The 16,529-nt window shown below is 67.2% G+C and carries 10 protein-coding genes; 5 read left to right on the top strand and 5 right to left on the bottom strand.

Features of this window, described 5'->3' with window-relative positions; genetic code table 11:
* Both ACFQ4E_RS18155 and ACFQ4E_RS18150 read left to right on the top strand, forming a co-directional pair.
* Positions 1 to 789: sigma 54-interacting transcriptional regulator (locus tag ACFQ4E_RS18155; protein WP_386805947.1), on the top strand; the 789-nt coding region annotated here is incomplete at its 5' end.
* Between the two features lie 173 nt (positions 790 to 962).
* Positions 963 to 2,762, top strand: coding sequence for an NAD(P)/FAD-dependent oxidoreductase (locus ACFQ4E_RS18150; protein ID WP_386805946.1), 1,800 nt, complete (start codon positions 963 to 965; stop codon positions 2,760 to 2,762).
* A gap of 560 nt (positions 2,763 to 3,322) precedes the next feature.
* On the opposite strand, the gene ACFQ4E_RS18145 is transcribed toward ACFQ4E_RS18150, so the two are convergent.
* Both ACFQ4E_RS18145 and ACFQ4E_RS18140 read right to left on the bottom strand, forming a co-directional pair.
* On the bottom strand, positions 3,323 to 6,388 hold the full coding sequence (locus ACFQ4E_RS18145) for an efflux RND transporter permease subunit (RefSeq protein WP_386805945.1): 3,066 nt from the start codon (positions 6,386 to 6,388) through the stop codon (positions 3,323 to 3,325).
* 6 nt (positions 6,389 to 6,394) lie between these two features.
* Positions 6,395 to 7,483, bottom strand: a complete 1,089-nt coding sequence (locus tag ACFQ4E_RS18140; RefSeq protein WP_386805944.1) for an efflux RND transporter periplasmic adaptor subunit — start codon at positions 7,481 to 7,483, stop codon at positions 6,395 to 6,397.
* 122 nt (positions 7,484 to 7,605) lie between these two features.
* Here ACFQ4E_RS18140 and ACFQ4E_RS18135 point away from each other — a divergent pair, with 122 nt between their 5' ends.
* The gene (locus ACFQ4E_RS18135; protein ID WP_449280315.1) at positions 7,606 to 8,052 is read left to right on the top strand and encodes a nucleoside deaminase; all 447 of its coding nucleotides are present in this window, start codon (positions 7,606 to 7,608) and stop codon (positions 8,050 to 8,052) included.
* Positions 8,053 to 8,064: 12 nt separating this feature from the next.
* On the opposite strand, the gene ACFQ4E_RS18130 is transcribed toward ACFQ4E_RS18135, so the two are convergent.
* Positions 8,065 to 9,456 (bottom strand): sensor histidine kinase, encoded by a 1,392-nt coding sequence (locus tag ACFQ4E_RS18130; RefSeq protein WP_386805943.1) that lies wholly within the window; start codon positions 9,454 to 9,456, stop codon positions 8,065 to 8,067.
* Positions 9,457 to 9,608: 152 nt separating this feature from the next.
* Here ACFQ4E_RS18130 and ACFQ4E_RS18125 point away from each other — a divergent pair, with 152 nt between their 5' ends.
* Entirely contained in the window at positions 9,609 to 10,346 is a 738-nt protein-coding gene (locus ACFQ4E_RS18125) for an acyl-homoserine-lactone synthase (RefSeq protein ID WP_386805942.1), read from the top strand.
* A gap of 10 nt (positions 10,347 to 10,356) precedes the next feature.
* Here ACFQ4E_RS18125 and ACFQ4E_RS18120 read toward each other — a convergent pair whose 3' ends face one another.
* Positions 10,357 to 11,316, bottom strand: a complete 960-nt coding sequence (locus ACFQ4E_RS18120) for a response regulator (RefSeq protein ID WP_386805941.1) — start codon at positions 11,314 to 11,316, stop codon at positions 10,357 to 10,359.
* 191 nt (positions 11,317 to 11,507) lie between these two features.
* On the opposite strand from ACFQ4E_RS18120, the gene cysK reads away from it, so the two are divergent.
* Positions 11,508 to 12,587 (top strand): cysteine synthase A, encoded by a 1,080-nt coding sequence (gene cysK, locus ACFQ4E_RS18115; protein ID WP_386805940.1) that lies wholly within the window; start codon positions 11,508 to 11,510, stop codon positions 12,585 to 12,587.
* 213 nt (positions 12,588 to 12,800) lie between these two features.
* Here the strand turns inward: cysK and ACFQ4E_RS18110 are convergent, their stop codons facing one another.
* Entirely contained in the window at positions 12,801 to 16,520 is a 3,720-nt protein-coding gene (locus ACFQ4E_RS18110; RefSeq protein ID WP_386805939.1) for an Ig-like domain-containing protein, read from the bottom strand.
* Positions 16,521 to 16,529 lie beyond the last annotated feature (9 nt).

The raw sequence follows: 16,529 nt of genomic DNA, 5'->3' as shown, positions 1-16,529 counted from the left end.
CTGCCCGGCGCGCTCGGCAGTCTCGCCGGGGACGACCCGTCCCTGCGCCGCCTCCTGGCGCAGGCCGGCAAGCTCGCCCCGACCGCGCTGCCGTTGCTCCTGACCGGAGAGACCGGCACCGGCAAGGAAAAGCTCGCCCGCGCGATCCATGTCTGCGGCCCCGAGGCGCGCGCCTTCCACACGCTGCGCTGCGCGACGCTGGCCGATCTGTCGGACCTCGACGAGGCCGCCCCCGGCACGCTCTTCCTGCGCGGCGTCGAGGATCTCTCCGGGACAGCGCAAGCCGCGCTCCTGGCGCTTCTCGACCGGCGCAGCGACCTGCGCATCCTCGCCAGCGCGCGCGGCGACGCCGCAAGCCTTGCCGCGACGCTCCGCGACGATCTCTATTTCCGCCTCGCGGGCGCGGTCCTGGCACTGCCGCCTCTGCGTCTTCGGGCGGATTTCGACTGGCTGCTCGACCGCCTCCTGCGCCGCCGCTCGGGCGGCGAGGTCCGGCTGAGCCCGTCGGCGCGTGCCGAGCTGAAATCGCGGATCTGGCCCGGCAATATCCGCGAGCTTGAACAGGCGCTCGACCTGGCGCTGACCCTGGCCGAAGGCCCGGTGATCGACCTGCCGGACCTGCCCACCGGCTCCTGCGCCCCGAGGCCCGCACCCGACCCGGAGGCGGAGCTCGACGCCGTGCTCGCCGCTTGCGGCTGGAACATGGCCCAGGCGGCGCGGAGGCTCGGTGTCAACCGCTCGACGGTGATGCGCCGGGTGCGCAAGGCGGGCCTCACCCCGCCCAACTGACCCACCACGGGCTGAGATCCCCCGCCGTTGCGTCCTCGTTGCGCGCGCAACGCGCGATTGCCGAGATCCCGGATCCATCCCCGGCTTGGCCGGAAAATCCTAGCCAGCCGCCGCTCCGCTCTGTCAGCCTGATCCCCGGAGGACACGGATTCACCGCATCAGGGAGGAGACCCATGCTCGATACGACCCTATCCGACCAGACCCAGGCCTTTCTCGACGAGTTCGGCGCCGCGCTCGAAGCGGGCGACATCGACCGAGCCGCGTCGATGTTTCTCGACGACAGCTACTGGCGCGATCTCGTCACCTTCACCTGGAACCTGAAGACCGTCGAAGGCCCCGAGGGCGCGGCCGACATGCTGCGCCACCAGCTCGCCACCACCAAGCCGCGCAACTGGCAGCTGGCCGAGGGCGAGGTGCCGACCGAAGAGGGCGGCGTCACCACCGCCTGGATCAGCTTCGAGACCGAAATTGCCCGCGGCTACGGGCTCCTGCGGCTCAAGGAGGGCAAGATCTGGACGCTCCTGACCACCATGGTCGAGCTCAAGGGCTATGAGGAGAACAAAGGCTTCGACCGCCCGCTCGGCGCCAAGCACGGTGCCGGCAAGAACCGCACCACCTGGAAGGAGGAGCGCGAGCACGAGGCCGAGACGCTCGGCTATTCGGAGCAGCCCTACTGCCTGATCATCGGCGGCGGCCAGGGCGGCATCGCGCTCGGCGCGCGTCTGCGCCAGCTCGGCGTGCCCACCATCATCGTCGAGCGCAACGACCGGCCCGGCGACAGCTGGCGCAAGCGCTACAAGTCGCTCTGCCTGCATGACCCGGTCTGGTACGACCACCTGCCCTACATCAAGTTCCCCGAGAACTGGCCGGTCTTCGCGCCGAAGGACAAGATCGGCGACTGGCTCGAGATGTATACCAAGGTCATGGAGCTGAACTACTGGACCCGGACCACGGCCAAATCCGCCGAATGGGACGAGGAGGCCAAGGAATGGACCGTCGTGGTCGACCGCGACGGCGAAGAGGTGGTGCTGAAGTCCAAGCAGCTTGTCATGGCCACCGGCATGTCCGGCAAGAAGCGAATGCCCGACTTCCCCGGAATGGAGAAGTTCAAGGGCGTGCAGCAGCACAGCTCCGAACATGACGGGCCTGACCAGTGGGCGGGCAAGAAGGTCGTCGTGGTGGGATCGAACAACTCAGCCCACGACATCTGCGCCGCGCTCTGGGAGCACGATGCCGATGTCACCATGGTGCAGCGCTCCTCGACCCATATCGTGCGCTCGGACACGCTGATGGATATCGGCCTCGGCGCGCTCTACTCGGAAGAGGCGGTGCGGAATGGTGTGACCACCGAGAAGGCCGACCTGATCTTCGCGTCCCTGCCCTACCGGATCCTGCACGAGTTCCAGATCCCCGCCTACGAGCAGATGAAGGAGGTCGACAAGGAGTTCTACGACGGGCTCGAGAAGGCCGGATTCTGGCTCGATTGGGGCGACGATGGCTCGGGGCTCTTCATGAAGTACCTGCGGCGCGGCTCCGGCTATTACATCGACGTGGGCGCGAGCCAGCTGATCATCGACGGCGAGATCAAGCTCAAGCGCGGCCAGGTGGTCGAGGTCGACGAGACCGGCGTGGTCCTCGATGACGGCACCCATCTCGACGCCGACCTGATCGTCTATGCCACGGGCTACAACTCGATGAACGGCTGGGTGGCCGATCTCATGGGTCAGGAGGCCGCCGACCGTCTCGGCAAGGTCTGGGGCCTCGGCTCGGACACCACCAAGGATCCCGGTCCCTGGGAGGGCGAACAGCGCAACATGTGGAAGCCCACGCAGGTCGAGAACCTCTGGATGCATGGCGGCAACCTGCACCAGTCGCGCCACTACTCGCAGTTCCTCGCGCTGCAGCTGAAGGCCCGGATGGAGGGCATCGACACCCCCGTCTACGGCCTGCAGGAGGTCCATCACCTGGGCTGAGACAGCATTCCGGCCCGCCTCTTTGGATGCGGGCCGGATCACCTCAAACGGCGCCAGGCCAGCGCCTTCCGTTCCGGCAATCGTTTCCTGTCTCGTGCCGCCAGCCATTCGCGACAGAGCGGATCAACTCGCAACCCGGAACGACCATCAATGACGCTCCGGCCCGAGCCGCGCCGGCGCCTGCCCGCGGGGAGGCGCTCCGACCTTTGGCCCGCGCGCTTTATGTCCACCACACCCGGAAGACCTCAACCGTCGCGCCCAGCCTTACCAAAGCGCCTGCCCGGGGGGCGGGCATGCGCTGGCGCGGCGGCCTTCGGCCTTGTTCCGCGCCCGGGGTCGAGAGGATCGTCGCTGCGCCACGTCAGCCAGATCCGACCCGTTGATCGTTCTGCTCCGCCTTTCCGCGAAAGCTCCGGAGAGACCGTGACGAATGCCTGACAGAGACACCATTCTCGGTCCATCCCAAGCGCCTAGCCGCGTCAGTGCCTGCCTGCGGCCTTGGTCCGCGCCTTGGGTGAGACGATCGCGGGGGTCAGGATGCCTGACCTGGACCCGCGCGATCACGCCGGCGCCGCCTCCGCGCTCTGCGCCTCGGCTTTTCGCTGGCCGGGGAAGAACAGGTAGTAGAAGACCGGCGCCGCGATCAGCGTCAGGATCGAGGCGAAGCCGAGACCCCCCATGATCGTCACCGCCATTGAGGCGAAGAACGCGTCCCAGAGAAGCGGCGTCATCCCGAGGATCGTCGTCGCCGCCGCCAGCACCACCGGCCTCAGGCGCGAAGTCGAGGCCTCGACGATGGCGCGCTCGAAGGGCACGCCCTCGGCGCGGGTCAGGTCGATCTCCTCGACAAGCACGATGCCGTTCTTGATCAGCATCCCCGAGAGGCTCAGAAGCCCCAGGAGCGCGGTGAAGGAGAACGGCAGACCGGTCCCGAGAAGCCCCAGCGCCACGCCGTTCACCGACATCGGCACGAGAAGCCAGACGATCAGCGGCTGGCGCAGCGTGCCGAAGAGCAGGATCGAGATCAGCACCATCACCAAAAGCGACACCGGCAGCTGTTTCCCGAGGCTCGCCTGCGCCTCGGTCGAGCTCTCGAACTCGCCGCCCCATTCGCGGCGATAGCCCTCGGGCAGCGGGATCGCTTCGATCGGACCGCGCACCTGCCGGAAGACCGCGTCGGCGTTCACGCCCGCGGGCACGCCCGACAGGACCTCGATCGTGGGCAGCCGGTCGCGGCGCTGCACCAGCGTGTCCTCGACGGCGTAATCGAACCCGTCGATGAGCTGTTCGAGCGGGATGAACCGCCCCGCCGCCTGGCTGTAGACCGGCTGGTCGACCAGGTGCTCGCCGCCCTCGTCCACCGCGCCCGGAAGGCGCACGATGATCGGGATCAGGCGGCTGTCCTCGCGGTAGGTTCCGGCGCGTTCGCCCTCGGTCGCGAGTTTCAGCGCCTGCGCGACATCCTCGCGGGCGACGCCTGCGGTCTGGGCGCGGCCCTCGTTGTAAAGCGGCGTGATCACCAGCTCGCGCTCGCGCCAGTCGGTGCGCAGATCGCGCGTCTGGTCGCTGGCCTCGCGCATCACCGCCTCGGCCTCTTGCGCCAGCGCCCGGAGCACATCCGGATCCGGCCCCGAGAAGCGCACCGCGACGGGCGCGCCGCCGCCCGGTCCGAAGGCCAGACGCTCGGTCCGGAACTCGCCCTCGGGCAGCCTGCTCTGCCCGAAGGCCTCGAGATCGGCACGAAGCGGCGGGATCAGGTCGAGCGTCTCGGTGCGGATGATCAGGTGGCCATAGGTCGGCAGAGCCTCTTCCGGCGCATAGGTCAGCATGAAGCGCGACGCGCCGCCGCCCACGAAGGTCGAGACCGACACCACGTCGTCGCGCGCGAGAAGCCACTCCTCGACCACGGCCATGTCATCGGCGGTCGCGGCGATGTCGGCCCCCTGCGGTAGCTTGTAATGCACGTAGAAGAGCGGCGTGTTGCTGTCGGGGAAGAACTGCTGCTTCACCTGCCCGAAGCCCCAGTAACAGACCACCGTCAGCGCGAGCAGCCCCGCCACCACCAGCCAGCGCAGCCGGATCGCGGCGCGCAGCACCGAGGCATAGGCGCGGAAGACCGGCCCGTCATAGGCCCCGGCGCCATCGCCCGAGCCCTGCTTGAAGACGTAATGCGCCAGAAGCGGCGTCGCGGTGATCGCCAGCACCCAGGACAAGAGGAGCGAGATGCCGATCACCGCGAAGAGCGAGAACAGGAACTCGCCGGTCGCATCGGGGCTGAGACCGATCCCGGCAAAGGCCATGATCCCGATCACCGTCGCCCCAAGAAGCGGCGTCTGGGTCTTCGAGGCCACGTCCTCGGCCGCCTCGCGCGAGCTCTTGCCCTGCTGCATGTCGCCCTGCATGCCCTCGGCCACCACGATGGCGTTGTCGACGAGCATGCCCATGGCGATGATCAGCGCGCCCAGAGAGATCCGCTCCATCTCGATCCCGAAGATCGCCATGAAGAAGATCGTGCCCACCACGGTCAGCAGGAGCGTCACCCCCACCACGACCGCCGCGCGCCAGCCCATGGCGAGCGCGAGCACGACGATCACGATGGCGACCGACATGGCGAGGTTCAGCAGGAACGCGTTCGAGGCCTCGTCGACCACGAGATGCTGCTGGTAGATCGGGTTCAGATCGACGCCGATCGGGATATCCGCCTGAAGCTCGGCGAGCCGCGCATCCACCGCCGCGCCGACATCGACGATATTCAGACCCTCCTTGCCCGCGACGCCCAGCGTGAACGCCTCGACACCATCGAAGCGGATGATCATCGAGGGGTCCTCGACCCGGCCGCGCGTCACCGTGGCGAAATCGGTGAGATCGATGATCTCGCCGCCGACCCCGATGGTCAGCCCCTGGATCGCGTCGACGCTGTCCGAGCCCTGCGGCGCTTCGATCCGGAGCGACATGCCCTCCTGGTCGACCGAGCCCGCGGGCGTCACCGATTGCGCGGTGGCGATGGCCTGCGCGATGGCGGCGGGCGCGATGCCGAGATTGCTGACGATGGCGGGCTGGGTCTCGACGAAGATCGCCTCCTCCGGCAGCCCGGCAAGCGTCACATCGGCGACGCCTTCGACCGCGAGCAGCTCGCGGCGCAGGAAATCGGCGACATTGTGAATCTCGCGATCGGTGAAGCCCGGAGCGGTCACCGCGTAGAAGATGCCGTAGACATCGCCGAACCCGTCATTGACGAAGGGCGCGCGTGCCCCCTCGGGCAGATCGCCCTGCGCCTGGCTGACCTTGGCCCGGAGCTTGTCCCAGATCTGTGGAAGCTCCGTGCCGTCATAGGTCGACTCGATCTCCACATCGATGCGGCTGACGCCCGGCTTGTTCGACGAGGTGATCGTCTTGACCTCGCCCATCTGCTGGATCGCGGATTCCAACGGCTCCGAGACCTCGCGCGCCACCTCGGCGGCGGAGGCGCCGGGATACTGGGTCAGCACGATGGCGTTCTTGATGGTGAAGGCCGGGTCTTCGAGACGGCCGATGGTGGCAAAGCCCCAGAGGCCGCCCAGAAGGCAGCCGAGCATCAGAAGCCAGGTCAGGAGCGAACGGTCGATCGAGGCGCGGGCGATGGACATCGGGCGTTACTCCCCGAGGCCAGTGAAGCGCCGCACCTCTTGGCCGTCGCGCAGCTGCGAGGCGCCCGCGGCGACGATCTCGGTCCCGGGTTCGGGGCCCTCGGTCAGGATGATCCGCGCGTCGTCGCGCATCTCGATCTCGACCGCGACGCGCGCGACCGTGCCGGTGTCGCCACCGTCGGCGGCGTTGAAGACCATGACAGACGCGCCGCGATCCGGCCCGAAGATCACCGCGGTCTCGGGGATCATCACCGCATCGCCACCCTGCCCGGGCGCCTCGGCGCTGACCGTGACCGACGCCCCGGGCAGCACCCAGTCGGGCACCTCGCCGGTGAAGGCGAGCGTCAGGGTGAAGGTCTGCGCCACATCCGCCGTCTCGGCCTCGTATTCGCGCAAGATCAAGGGGAAGGTTTCGGCATAGCCCGGGAAGGTCGCGGTGAAGGCGACCTCGGCGGAGGCTTCGTTGGCGGAGCGGCGGAAGAGCACCTCCGGCACCTCGATATCGACCCGAAGCTCGGACATGTCGTGCAGGCGCACCACCGGCTGACCGGCCGAGACCGTGGTGAAGACCGGCACCGCGCGCTTGACCACGAGCGAGTCGAACCGCGCCGTGAGGCTCGCGTCCTCGAGCCGCTCCCGCGCCTCGGCGACCCCGATCCGCGCAAGCTCGAGCTGGGTCTGCGCATCGCGCACCTGCACCGCCGAGACCGCGCTGCCCTCGAGCTCGCTCAGCCGCCCGACATCGCGCTCGGCCTTGTCGAGATTGACCTGGGCACGTTGCAGCTCGCGCTCGAACGGGGTCAGGTCCAGCTCCGCCACCAGCGCGCCCTCTTCGAGCGTCGCACCCTCGGTGACCGGGAAGCGCACGATCTGGCCGGGCACCTGGAAGGCCAGGTCCACCGTCTCGCGCGCCGTCACCCGCCCGAAAAACTGCCGCCTGAGCGGTGCCTCTCCGGCCTCCAGCGTCATCAGCTTGACCGGTCGCACCATCTCTTGTGTCGCCGTCGCCTCGCTCTCCTGCGCCAAGGTCGGCAGCGCAAACAAAAACAGCAAAAGGCCCGGGAGGGCCCGGGTGAGCGCGATGCGAAGGGACATGAAGGGGCCTTTCAGATACGAACTATACAGTTCAGTATAAACTTCACGCACGAGCTGGCCAGTGCCGTGGTCAAAATTGTGAAAGCGGCCTCCCTTCGGGCTGCGCTCGGGAGACAGCGACGATGATGACAGATGACGACCGCCGCCTCCTGCGCCGCGCCTATGAAGAGGCCCTTGTCGGGTTCGAGGAGGGCGGCTGCCCGATCGGGTCGGTGCTCGCCCGCGACGGCGAGATCGTCGCGGCGGGCCGCAACCAGCGGGTCCAGAAGGGCGACCCTATCGCTCATGGCGAGATGGACGCGCTGCGCCGCGCCGGGCGGCAGAGAAGCTACCGCGACACCGTGCTCTATACCTCGCTCTCGCCCTGCATGATGTGCGCGGGCACCATCGTCCAGTTCGGGATTCCGCGCGTGGTGATCGGGGAGAACCGCAATTTCGGCGGCAACGAGGACTTCCTGCGTGAGCGCGGCGTCGAGGTGGTGCTGGCCGACGACCCCGACTGCATCGCGCTGATGGAACGCTTCATCGCCGAGAAGCCCGAGCTCTGGTCCGAGGATATCGCCGAATAGGCGCTCCGGCGGTCAGGCCGCGCTGGCGGCGACCTCTTCGCTTGCGCCGATGGGCTCGTCCTCTTCCAGAAGCTCGACATGGAAGATGGTGCCGACGCCCGGCTCGCTTTCGAAATCGATGCGCCCGTCATGGGCATCGACGATCTTCTTCGAGATGCTAAGCCCGAGCCCGGTGCCGTCGAACTGCCGCGTCGAGGCGTTGTCGATCTGCTGGAACTCCTCGAAGATCCGGCCCCGCTCGGCCTCGGGAATGCCGATACCGTTATCCTCGATCGAGATCCGGACGTATTTGCCCGAGCGCGTCAGCGCGATCGACACCTGCCCGTCGCCCTTGGGCTTTGAGAATTTCGCCGCGTTCGACAGGATATTCGTCATCACCTGATCGAGCCGCTTGCGGTCGAACCGGGCATAGATGTCCTCATGCGGGAGAAGCGCGGTCAGGGTCGCGCCGTGGGTCTGGGCATAGGGCGTGAACCGCTCGACGATCTCGCAGAGGAAGCCGCGCAGGCTCTGGGTCTCGAACTGGTATTCGTAGGTTCCCGACTCGGCCTTCTGCAGGAACAGAAGATCGTCCACCAGCTCGGTCAGCCGGTGGGCGTTGCGGGTCGCGATCTCGAGCGGCCTCTCGGCGGTCTCGGGCACCTTGCCCAGCATGCCGGAACTGATCATGTCCAACGACGCCCGGATCGAGGTCAGGGGCGTGCGCAGCTCGTGGCTGACCGTGGCGAGAAACCGGGTCTTGGCGACATAGGCCGCCTTCGTCCGCTCATGCTCTTCCTCGAGCGCGCGGCGGTTCTTGAGATAGTCGTTGTAGCCCGCCAGGAAACTTCGCGAGCATTCGACCAGGAAGCCCAGCACGAACAGCACCGTGAAGAAGTGCAGCCAGATCTCCGAGGTGATCGGCGCGCGGGACTCCCAGACGTCGCGGGCGGGGATGAAGAAGATCGCGGCGAAATAGATCGACACGCGGATCCAGATCACCTCGCGGAAATGGTGGTTGTTGATCGCCGCGAAGATCGAGGCCGACACCAGGAGGAAGAGCGCCAGGAAATGGCCGTCCTCGTAACCCTGCTGCACCGCGATGGAGACCGAGAAGCCCGACACGATGATCGCGCTCAGCCCGGTAATCACGAACACCTCGCGCCGCCGGGCAGCGACGATCTCGGACGTCCAGGTCGTGACCTTCAGGATGCGGCGATAGACGATGGCGTCGACCAGCTCGGACATCCAGACAAGCGCGTAGAACGCCGCCGCGACGACCCAGTTGTAGTAGAAGCCCGCGAGAAAGATCGCGAAGGAATACAGAAACACCCGTTGCGCGAACAGCCGGTGCCCCAGCTTCGCGTAATCGCGCAGTCTGCGCCGGTCAACGGCGATATCTGCGGATCTCTCGGTTGGTTTCATTCCAGTTAACCCCTGTCGCGCGATTCCCTCGGTCCGCGCAAATAAGTCACACCTGAAAGATGTAACTTCCAATCATCGCAAAGTTGTGGCGAAATAAGGTCAAAAGAAAACAATCGCTTCTTGAGGCAGACACAGTACATCCGGGCGACACGATGACCTTTCCCTATCGTAAGGGGCGGGCGGACTTTCCAGTTCTGTCCCCTATTCCGGCCGAGGACCTGCGTCCTTCGGACCCGAAGGCGGCGAGCGCGTCCAACGTGCTGTCGCTGCCGGGCGCGTCGCGTCTGCGCGCGACCGTCCTGTCGATCCATACCCAGCACCAGACCGGCGAGATGCAGGTCGAGATGATGCGCCTGCGCAAGCGCATCTTCATCGATTCCAAGGGCTGGGACTTGCCGACCGAGCGTGATCTTGAGTTCGACCAGTACGACACGCCGCAGAGCCGCAGCATCGTCGTGCACGAATACGGCGAGATTCTCGCGGGCATCCGCATCCTGCCGACCACCGCGCGCTGCGGGGCCTATTCCTACATGCTGCGCGACGCCCAGCTTGGCCTGATCGAGGACATCCCCGACTACATCCTCTACGAGCCCGCGCCCGTCGCGCCCCATATCTGGGAGGCGACGCGGCTCTTCGTCTCGCCCGAGGTGGATGCCGAGCACCGCATGCTGGTTCAGACGCGGCTGATGACGGCGCTGTCCGTGGCGGCGAGCGCCGAAGGCGCGACCCATGTGATCGGCATCGTGCCCGCGATCTTCAAGAGATGGCTGTCGAAGCTCGGGATGCATGCGCTGCCGCTCGGACCCAAGCTCGAGATCGCCGGCGACCGCATCCAGGCGGCGGTCTTCCCGGTCGGCGGTCATGGCCAGGGCGGCACAGGTCCGCACTAGGCCCCCGACCTCAGCCGACCCGCTCGTCGACCGGCGCCACGCCATAGGCCTCGAGCCGCTCGCGGCGCTTGGCCTCGGCCGCCTTGCTGGCCGCGAGGAACGCGGTCTGTCGCACCCGGAGCATCCGGTGCGAGCGCGACGGGTAGCTCGCGCAGCTGTCGCCCGCCACCACCACCCGCGGGGCCACCTGCCCCGGCAGCTTCAGCTCGGCGAACCAGTCGTTGACGGTGTCGGCCAGCGAATCCGGCGCGATCCGGTCGCGCCCCTTCACCACGAAATCGATCTCGCCATTGCCGGCATAGGCCATCACCACGTCCTGCTCGTTCAGCGCCAGCGACAGCACGCGGGCGACGGCGGTGATGGTGCGGCGAAACTCGAACACGCCCAGCGTCTCGGCCAGCTCGTCGATATTGACGATCCGGAGCGAGCAGAAGCCCAAGGGCGTGAAGATCGGCATCGCCTTCAGCGAGGCCAGGAGATCGTGGTAGCCGGTGGCGTTGTCGATCTCGTTAAGCTCGAAATACTCGGTCGGCACGCCCGGTGCCTCGGGAGCGCCGCGCGTCTCGGGCTCATCGTCGTCGTCCTCCCCCGCGGGCACGCCGAGCCCCAGGATCGAGCGCACCCGGATCGCGAGATCCTCGGTATCGAGCGGCTTGACCAAGTAGTCGTCGGCCCCCGCCTTGAGCGCCCGCTCGACATAGAGCCGGTGATCGAGCCGGGTCATCATGATGATCGGCGTCGTCTCGTGCTCGGGATAGGAGCGGATCGTGCGGCAAAGCTCGACCCCGTTCATCCCGCCCATGTTGATGTCGAGAAGGAAGCAGTCGAACGGATCCTCGGTCTCGTCGAGAAACAGCAGCGCCGCCTCGGCGGAGCGGCGGACCACGAGCTCGACCTCGCTGATGCCGCTCAGGGCATAGCGGACGAGATCGAGTGAGATCAGGTCGTCATCGACGGCAAGGACACGCATGAGCAATCTTTCGGACAGCGGTGAAAGAGGCAGTCCATTTACCTTAGGTTGAGAAATGAGGAGATTTCTGGGCGCAACCGGGGTTTTCCGGCGGCGCGGGCCCGCCCCGGCCCCGCGAACCCGGTAGCCAGCGGCGCCTCCGGCAGGCATGATGACGGCATTTCTCTCAGCCGCCGAGGAGCGCCTCCCCCATGTCCCAAGACACCCCTTTCCGCACCGAAGGCCGCGGCCGCCTCTATAACGACGTCGTCGAGACCGTCGGCAACACGCCGGTGATCCGGCTCAACCGCATCGCGCCCGAGGGCGTGACGGTCTATGTGAAGGCCGAGTTCTTCAACCCCGCCGCCTCGGTCAAGGACCGCCTCGCGCTCTCGATCATCGAGACCGCCGAACGCGACGGCTCGCTCCGGCCCGGCCAGACCGTGGTCGAGGCGACCTCGGGCAATACCGGCATCGGCCTCGCGATGGTCTGCGCCGCGCGCGGCTATCCCCTCGTCGTGACAATGGCCGACAGCTTCTCGATCGAGCGGCGGCGGCTGATGCGGATGCTCGGCGCCAAGGTGATCCTGACGCCCCGCGCCGAGAAAGGCTTCGGCATGTATCGCAAGGCGGTCGAGCTTGCCGAGGAGCATGGCTGGTTCCTCGCCCGGCAGTTTGAGACCGCCGCGAATGCCGATATCCACGAACGGACCACCGGCCCCGAGATCGTCGCCGATTTCGACGGTCAGCAGCTCGACTACGTCGTCACGGGCTACGGCACCGGCGGCACCGTGACCGGCATCGGCCGCGTGCTTCGCCGCGAGCGGCCCGAGGTCAAGATCGTGCTCTCCGAGCCCGCCAACGCCCAGCTCCTCGGATCCGGCACCCCGCAGGAACGCACCGACGACGGCGCGCCCGCCGCCTCGCACCCGGCCTTCGAACCGCACCCGATCCAGGGCTGGACCCCGGATTTCATCCCGAACGTGCTGCAGGAAGCCGTCGACAAGAGCCTCTACGACCAGCTCATCCCCGTCGCCGGTCCCGACGGCATGGCCTGGGCGCGCCGCCTCGCCGCCGAGGAAGGCATCCTGACCGGCGTCTCCGGCGGCTCCACCGTCGCCGTGGCGATGGAGGTCGCCAAGACCGCCGCGCCCGGCTCGGTCATCCTCGCGATGCTGCCCGATACCGGCGAGCGCTACATGACCACCCCGCTCTTCGAGGCGATCCCCGAGGACATGACCGAGGAAGAACAGGGCATCTCGCAATCGACGCCCGGCTACCAGATGGGCTGAGACGGAACCACAAGGGCGCGCGGCCGCCGCCGACGCGCCCCGCCCCTGGCTCTCATCTGTCCGGAAATATCCCGGAGAGCACGAGAGGCAGCGCCTCTCGTTCGGCCGGACCGGCCGACCTCCCGTCTCTCCAAACCTCGCGACGACCGGAGCAAAAGACAAAGGGTGGACCCGGAACCCCGGGCCCACCCTTTTTTCATGTCACGCGAGGCTTCAGTAGTTCAGCACCAGATCGTCGACCTGGAAGCCGCCCGACGCGGTGAAGCTCACCGTGTCGGCTTCGCCGAAAAGCGCGTCCGAGAAATCGTAGGTGGTGTCGCGGTTGTCGCGGATGCGGATGCTCTCGGTCCCGATCAGCGCGCCGGTGATGTCGAAGGCGCTGGCCTCCAGCGTCACGTTCTTGCCGCCGAGCGCCAGGAAGGTCGCGCGGTCGAGATCGAAGAGCCCGTCATCGCTCCGGTCGAAACTGATCGTGTCGGCCAGGCTTTCCGCCACCCGGTCCCCGGCCTGCGCCACGTTGCGGGCCCCCGCGAAGACGAAGCCGTCCTGCTCGAGGGTTCCGCTCTCGAAGGTGACCGTTGTCGTGGTCGGCGCCGGGGGCGGCGTGCCGCTGCCGGTCACGGTGACCTCGACCAGGGCGGTGGCGACACCCCCCTGCCCGTCCGAGATCTCGTAGGCGAAGCTGTCGACCGCGGTCTCGCCGTCATAGAGCCCGTCGAACTGGCCGTTCGTGTCATAGGTCACGTTGCCGTCCGCGGCGAAACTCACCACCGCGCCCGAGGCCAGCGTCACCGGACCGCTGGCGCTGCCCGCGACCGAGGTCACGCTCAAGGGATCGCCGTCCGGATCGCTGTCATTGGCCAGGAGGTTGAAGCTGACGCTGCCCGCCTCGCCCACGGATGCGGCGTCGGCAGTGGCGACCGGCAGCTGGTTGCCGCCCGGATCGACCAGCGTCCGCGTCACCGCCGCGATGTCGTCAAGGTAGAAGGCGCCGTTCGAGGTGATCACGAAGGAATCGATGCTGTCGAACGTCGCATCGAAGCTGACATCGGTGACCCGGTTGGCGCGCAGGTTGACCGTGGCGCTGCCGACCGACACGCCGTCATCAAGCGCCTCGATCCTGAGCTGCACCCGGCCCGAGGTCGCCGTCGCGGTGAACCCGTCGATGTCGAAATCCTCGCCCGTGGCGGTAAAGCTCAGGCCCGAGCTCTCGCCGTAGCGGCTGCCGCCCAGCACGTTGCCCGCGGCCACCGTGATGCCCGTCGCGTCAAGCCCGGCCTCGCCGGTATAGGCGCCGAGCGCCGCGCTCTCGAAATCGAAGAGCTGGGGCGTCGTCGTCACCTGCGGCGAGATGCCGTCGATGGTGATCGTCACGGTCGCGCTGTCGGTCCCGCCATTTCCGTCCGTCACCGCGTAGGTGAAGCTGTCGGTCGCGGTCTGGCCGGTCTCGAGACCGTCGAAGGCGCCGTTCGGGTCGTAATCGAAGAGCCCGCTATTGCTGATCGTCAGACGCGCGCCCGAGGCCAGCGTGAAGCTGCCCGACGTGCCGAAGCTCGTGCCGTTGACCGAGGTTACGAACAGCACGTCGCCATCGGCGTCGGCATCGTTGCCGATCACGCTGCCGCCGACGACGCCGTTCTCGGCCACGGTGTAGGCATCGTCATTGGCGACGGGGGCGGTGTTGTCATAGGCGCCCGCGATATCGATGGTGACCGTGCCCAGATCGGTGTCGGTGCCGTCGGTGAGCGTATAGGTGAAGACCTCCTGCCCGGTCTCGCCGATGTTCAGAGCGTCGAACGCGCCGTTCTGGTCGTAGTCGAGCGTGCCGTCCGCGTTGAGCGTCACCCGCGCGCCCGAGGCCAGCGTCACGCTCTGCCCGGCGACAATCGCCTGGCCATTGATCGCCGCCACGTCGAGCGGATCGCCATCGGGGTCGCTGTCATTGGCCAGGACCGCAAGCCCGGTCAGGACCACGTCCTCGGTCACGCTGGCGACATCGTCGACGGCCACCGGCACGCCATTGGGCGGCGGCGGGGTCTCGCCCGTCACGGTGATCGAGACCGAGGTCTCGGAGGTGCCGCCACGGCCGTCGGAGACGGTATAGTCGAACCCGTCGAGAGCGATCTGCCCCGCTTCCAGGCTGTCGAACGCCCCGTTCGGATCGTAGAGATAGCTGCCATCGGCATTGAGCGTCAGCAGCGCGCCAGAGAAGAGCGTGATCTGCGTGCCCACGAGCCCGGCGTCGAAATTCACCGCGCTCACGGTGAGCGTGTCGCCATCGGCATCGGTGTCGTTGGTCAGGACGTTGCCCGAGACCGTGCCGCTCTCGGCGACGGTGGCGCTGTCGTCCACGGCGACCGGATCGGTGTTCGGGCCGATGCTGTCGGCGACCTGCTGCCAGGTCCGCGCGCCGTCGGTGAAGTCGAGCCATTCGACCGTCATCTCGACAAGGTCGACCGCGACGTCGATCACCTGCAGGAACGCCCCGGCAATGGCATAGGTGAAATCGGCGAAGGCTCCGCCGAAGCTGACCGTATCGGTCCCGGCGCCGCCGAAATAGGTGTCGGACCCGGCGCTGTCGACCATGGTGTCGTTGCCGCCATTTCCGACGATCTGGTTGTCGGCATCGTTGCCGAAGAAGAGCTCGGACCCGGCCCCGCCGATGGCGTTCTCGATCACCGTGCCCTCGGCAATCGCGAGGTTGCCGATCCGCCCGCCGATATCCGACAGCGACGGCGCGGTATCGAGCCGCGACGAGGGCCGCAGGTTGATCACCGTGTTGTTGGCGTAGCCCGAGAGGTCGAGCGTATCGATGCCGCCGCCATCCACGATGGTCGAGGCGGTGCGGTTGGCGTAGCTCGACCACTGCGCCCAGATATCCGAGACCGCGCTGGTGACAGTGGTGTTGAAGCCCCAGACCGTGTCCTCGGTGAAGGCGTTGAAGGTGCCGTAGCCCTGCCGCCCGTAAAGATCGTCGAGCGCCATCCAGTCGACCGCCATCGGCGTCTGCAGGAACTCGTAGCTGGCATTGATCGCGGTGTTCTCGGTCTGGCTGAAATAGGACATCATCGATGCCTGCCAGCTGTCGTTCTCGAACACGTTGTCGACGCCATAGGTGGCGCTGCCGTTGTAGCTGCCCTGGTGGCCGAGGCCGATCGCGTGCCCGATCTCGTGGAAGACGGTCTGAACGGTATAGCTGTCATAGCCCGACTGGCCGCCATACCAGCTTTCCGCGACATTGATCTGCGCATAGGTGATCGTGCTGCCCCAGGCCCCGGAATTCCAGTAGCTGTGGCTCGCATAGGCGCCGCTGGCATTGTCGCGGAAGAAGAAGTCGACAAGGTTGGTGTCGGTCGAGGTCGTCTCGACGAACTCGATGCCCAAGGTCGCGCCGTAGAGCTTGAAGACCTCGCGCACGAGATTGGCGCGGTCCGCGGTGAGGCCATCGGCATCGGCGCTGTAGCCCGAGAGATTGTAATGCAGGACGCCATTGTTGGGGTCGATGCCGCTGGAGGTCACGTTATGCGACCGGGTGCCGTCGCCGTAGTCGGTGGTCCAATAGCCGGTCTGCAGGAACTCCGCCATGTCGCCGAGCATTGCCGGGGCGTTGGTTGTCTCGCCGGGAATCGGCTCCTGCGTTGCGGTGGCCGCGCCTTCGACCGAGGTGGGCGCTTCGGGGTAGCCGCAGGCCCCGCAGGCGCAGCACTCTTCATGCACGATCAGAAGCGACAGCGGCGGCACGTCGCGCCAGTCGTCGAGAAACGGGTTCGGCGCCGCGCGCCCGGCATCGAGGACCTTGTCGAGCGCGGTCTGCGCCGCGCCGATCGCGGCGTCCGATGACGGGTTGGGCGCGGGGACCGACGGTTGCGGTTCGGGGGCAATGTCGGACGGGTTCGGACCGGCCGCGACCGGGCCGTCAAAGAAATCGCGCATGCTGAAAAG

This window comes from Litorisediminicola beolgyonensis (assembly GCF_042679605.1).
Taxonomy (GTDB): domain Bacteria; phylum Pseudomonadota; class Alphaproteobacteria; order Rhodobacterales; family Rhodobacteraceae; genus Litorisediminicola; species Litorisediminicola beolgyonensis.
Note: the sequence above shows the minus strand (reverse complement) of the source record. Positions and strands in the feature narration are given on the sequence as shown.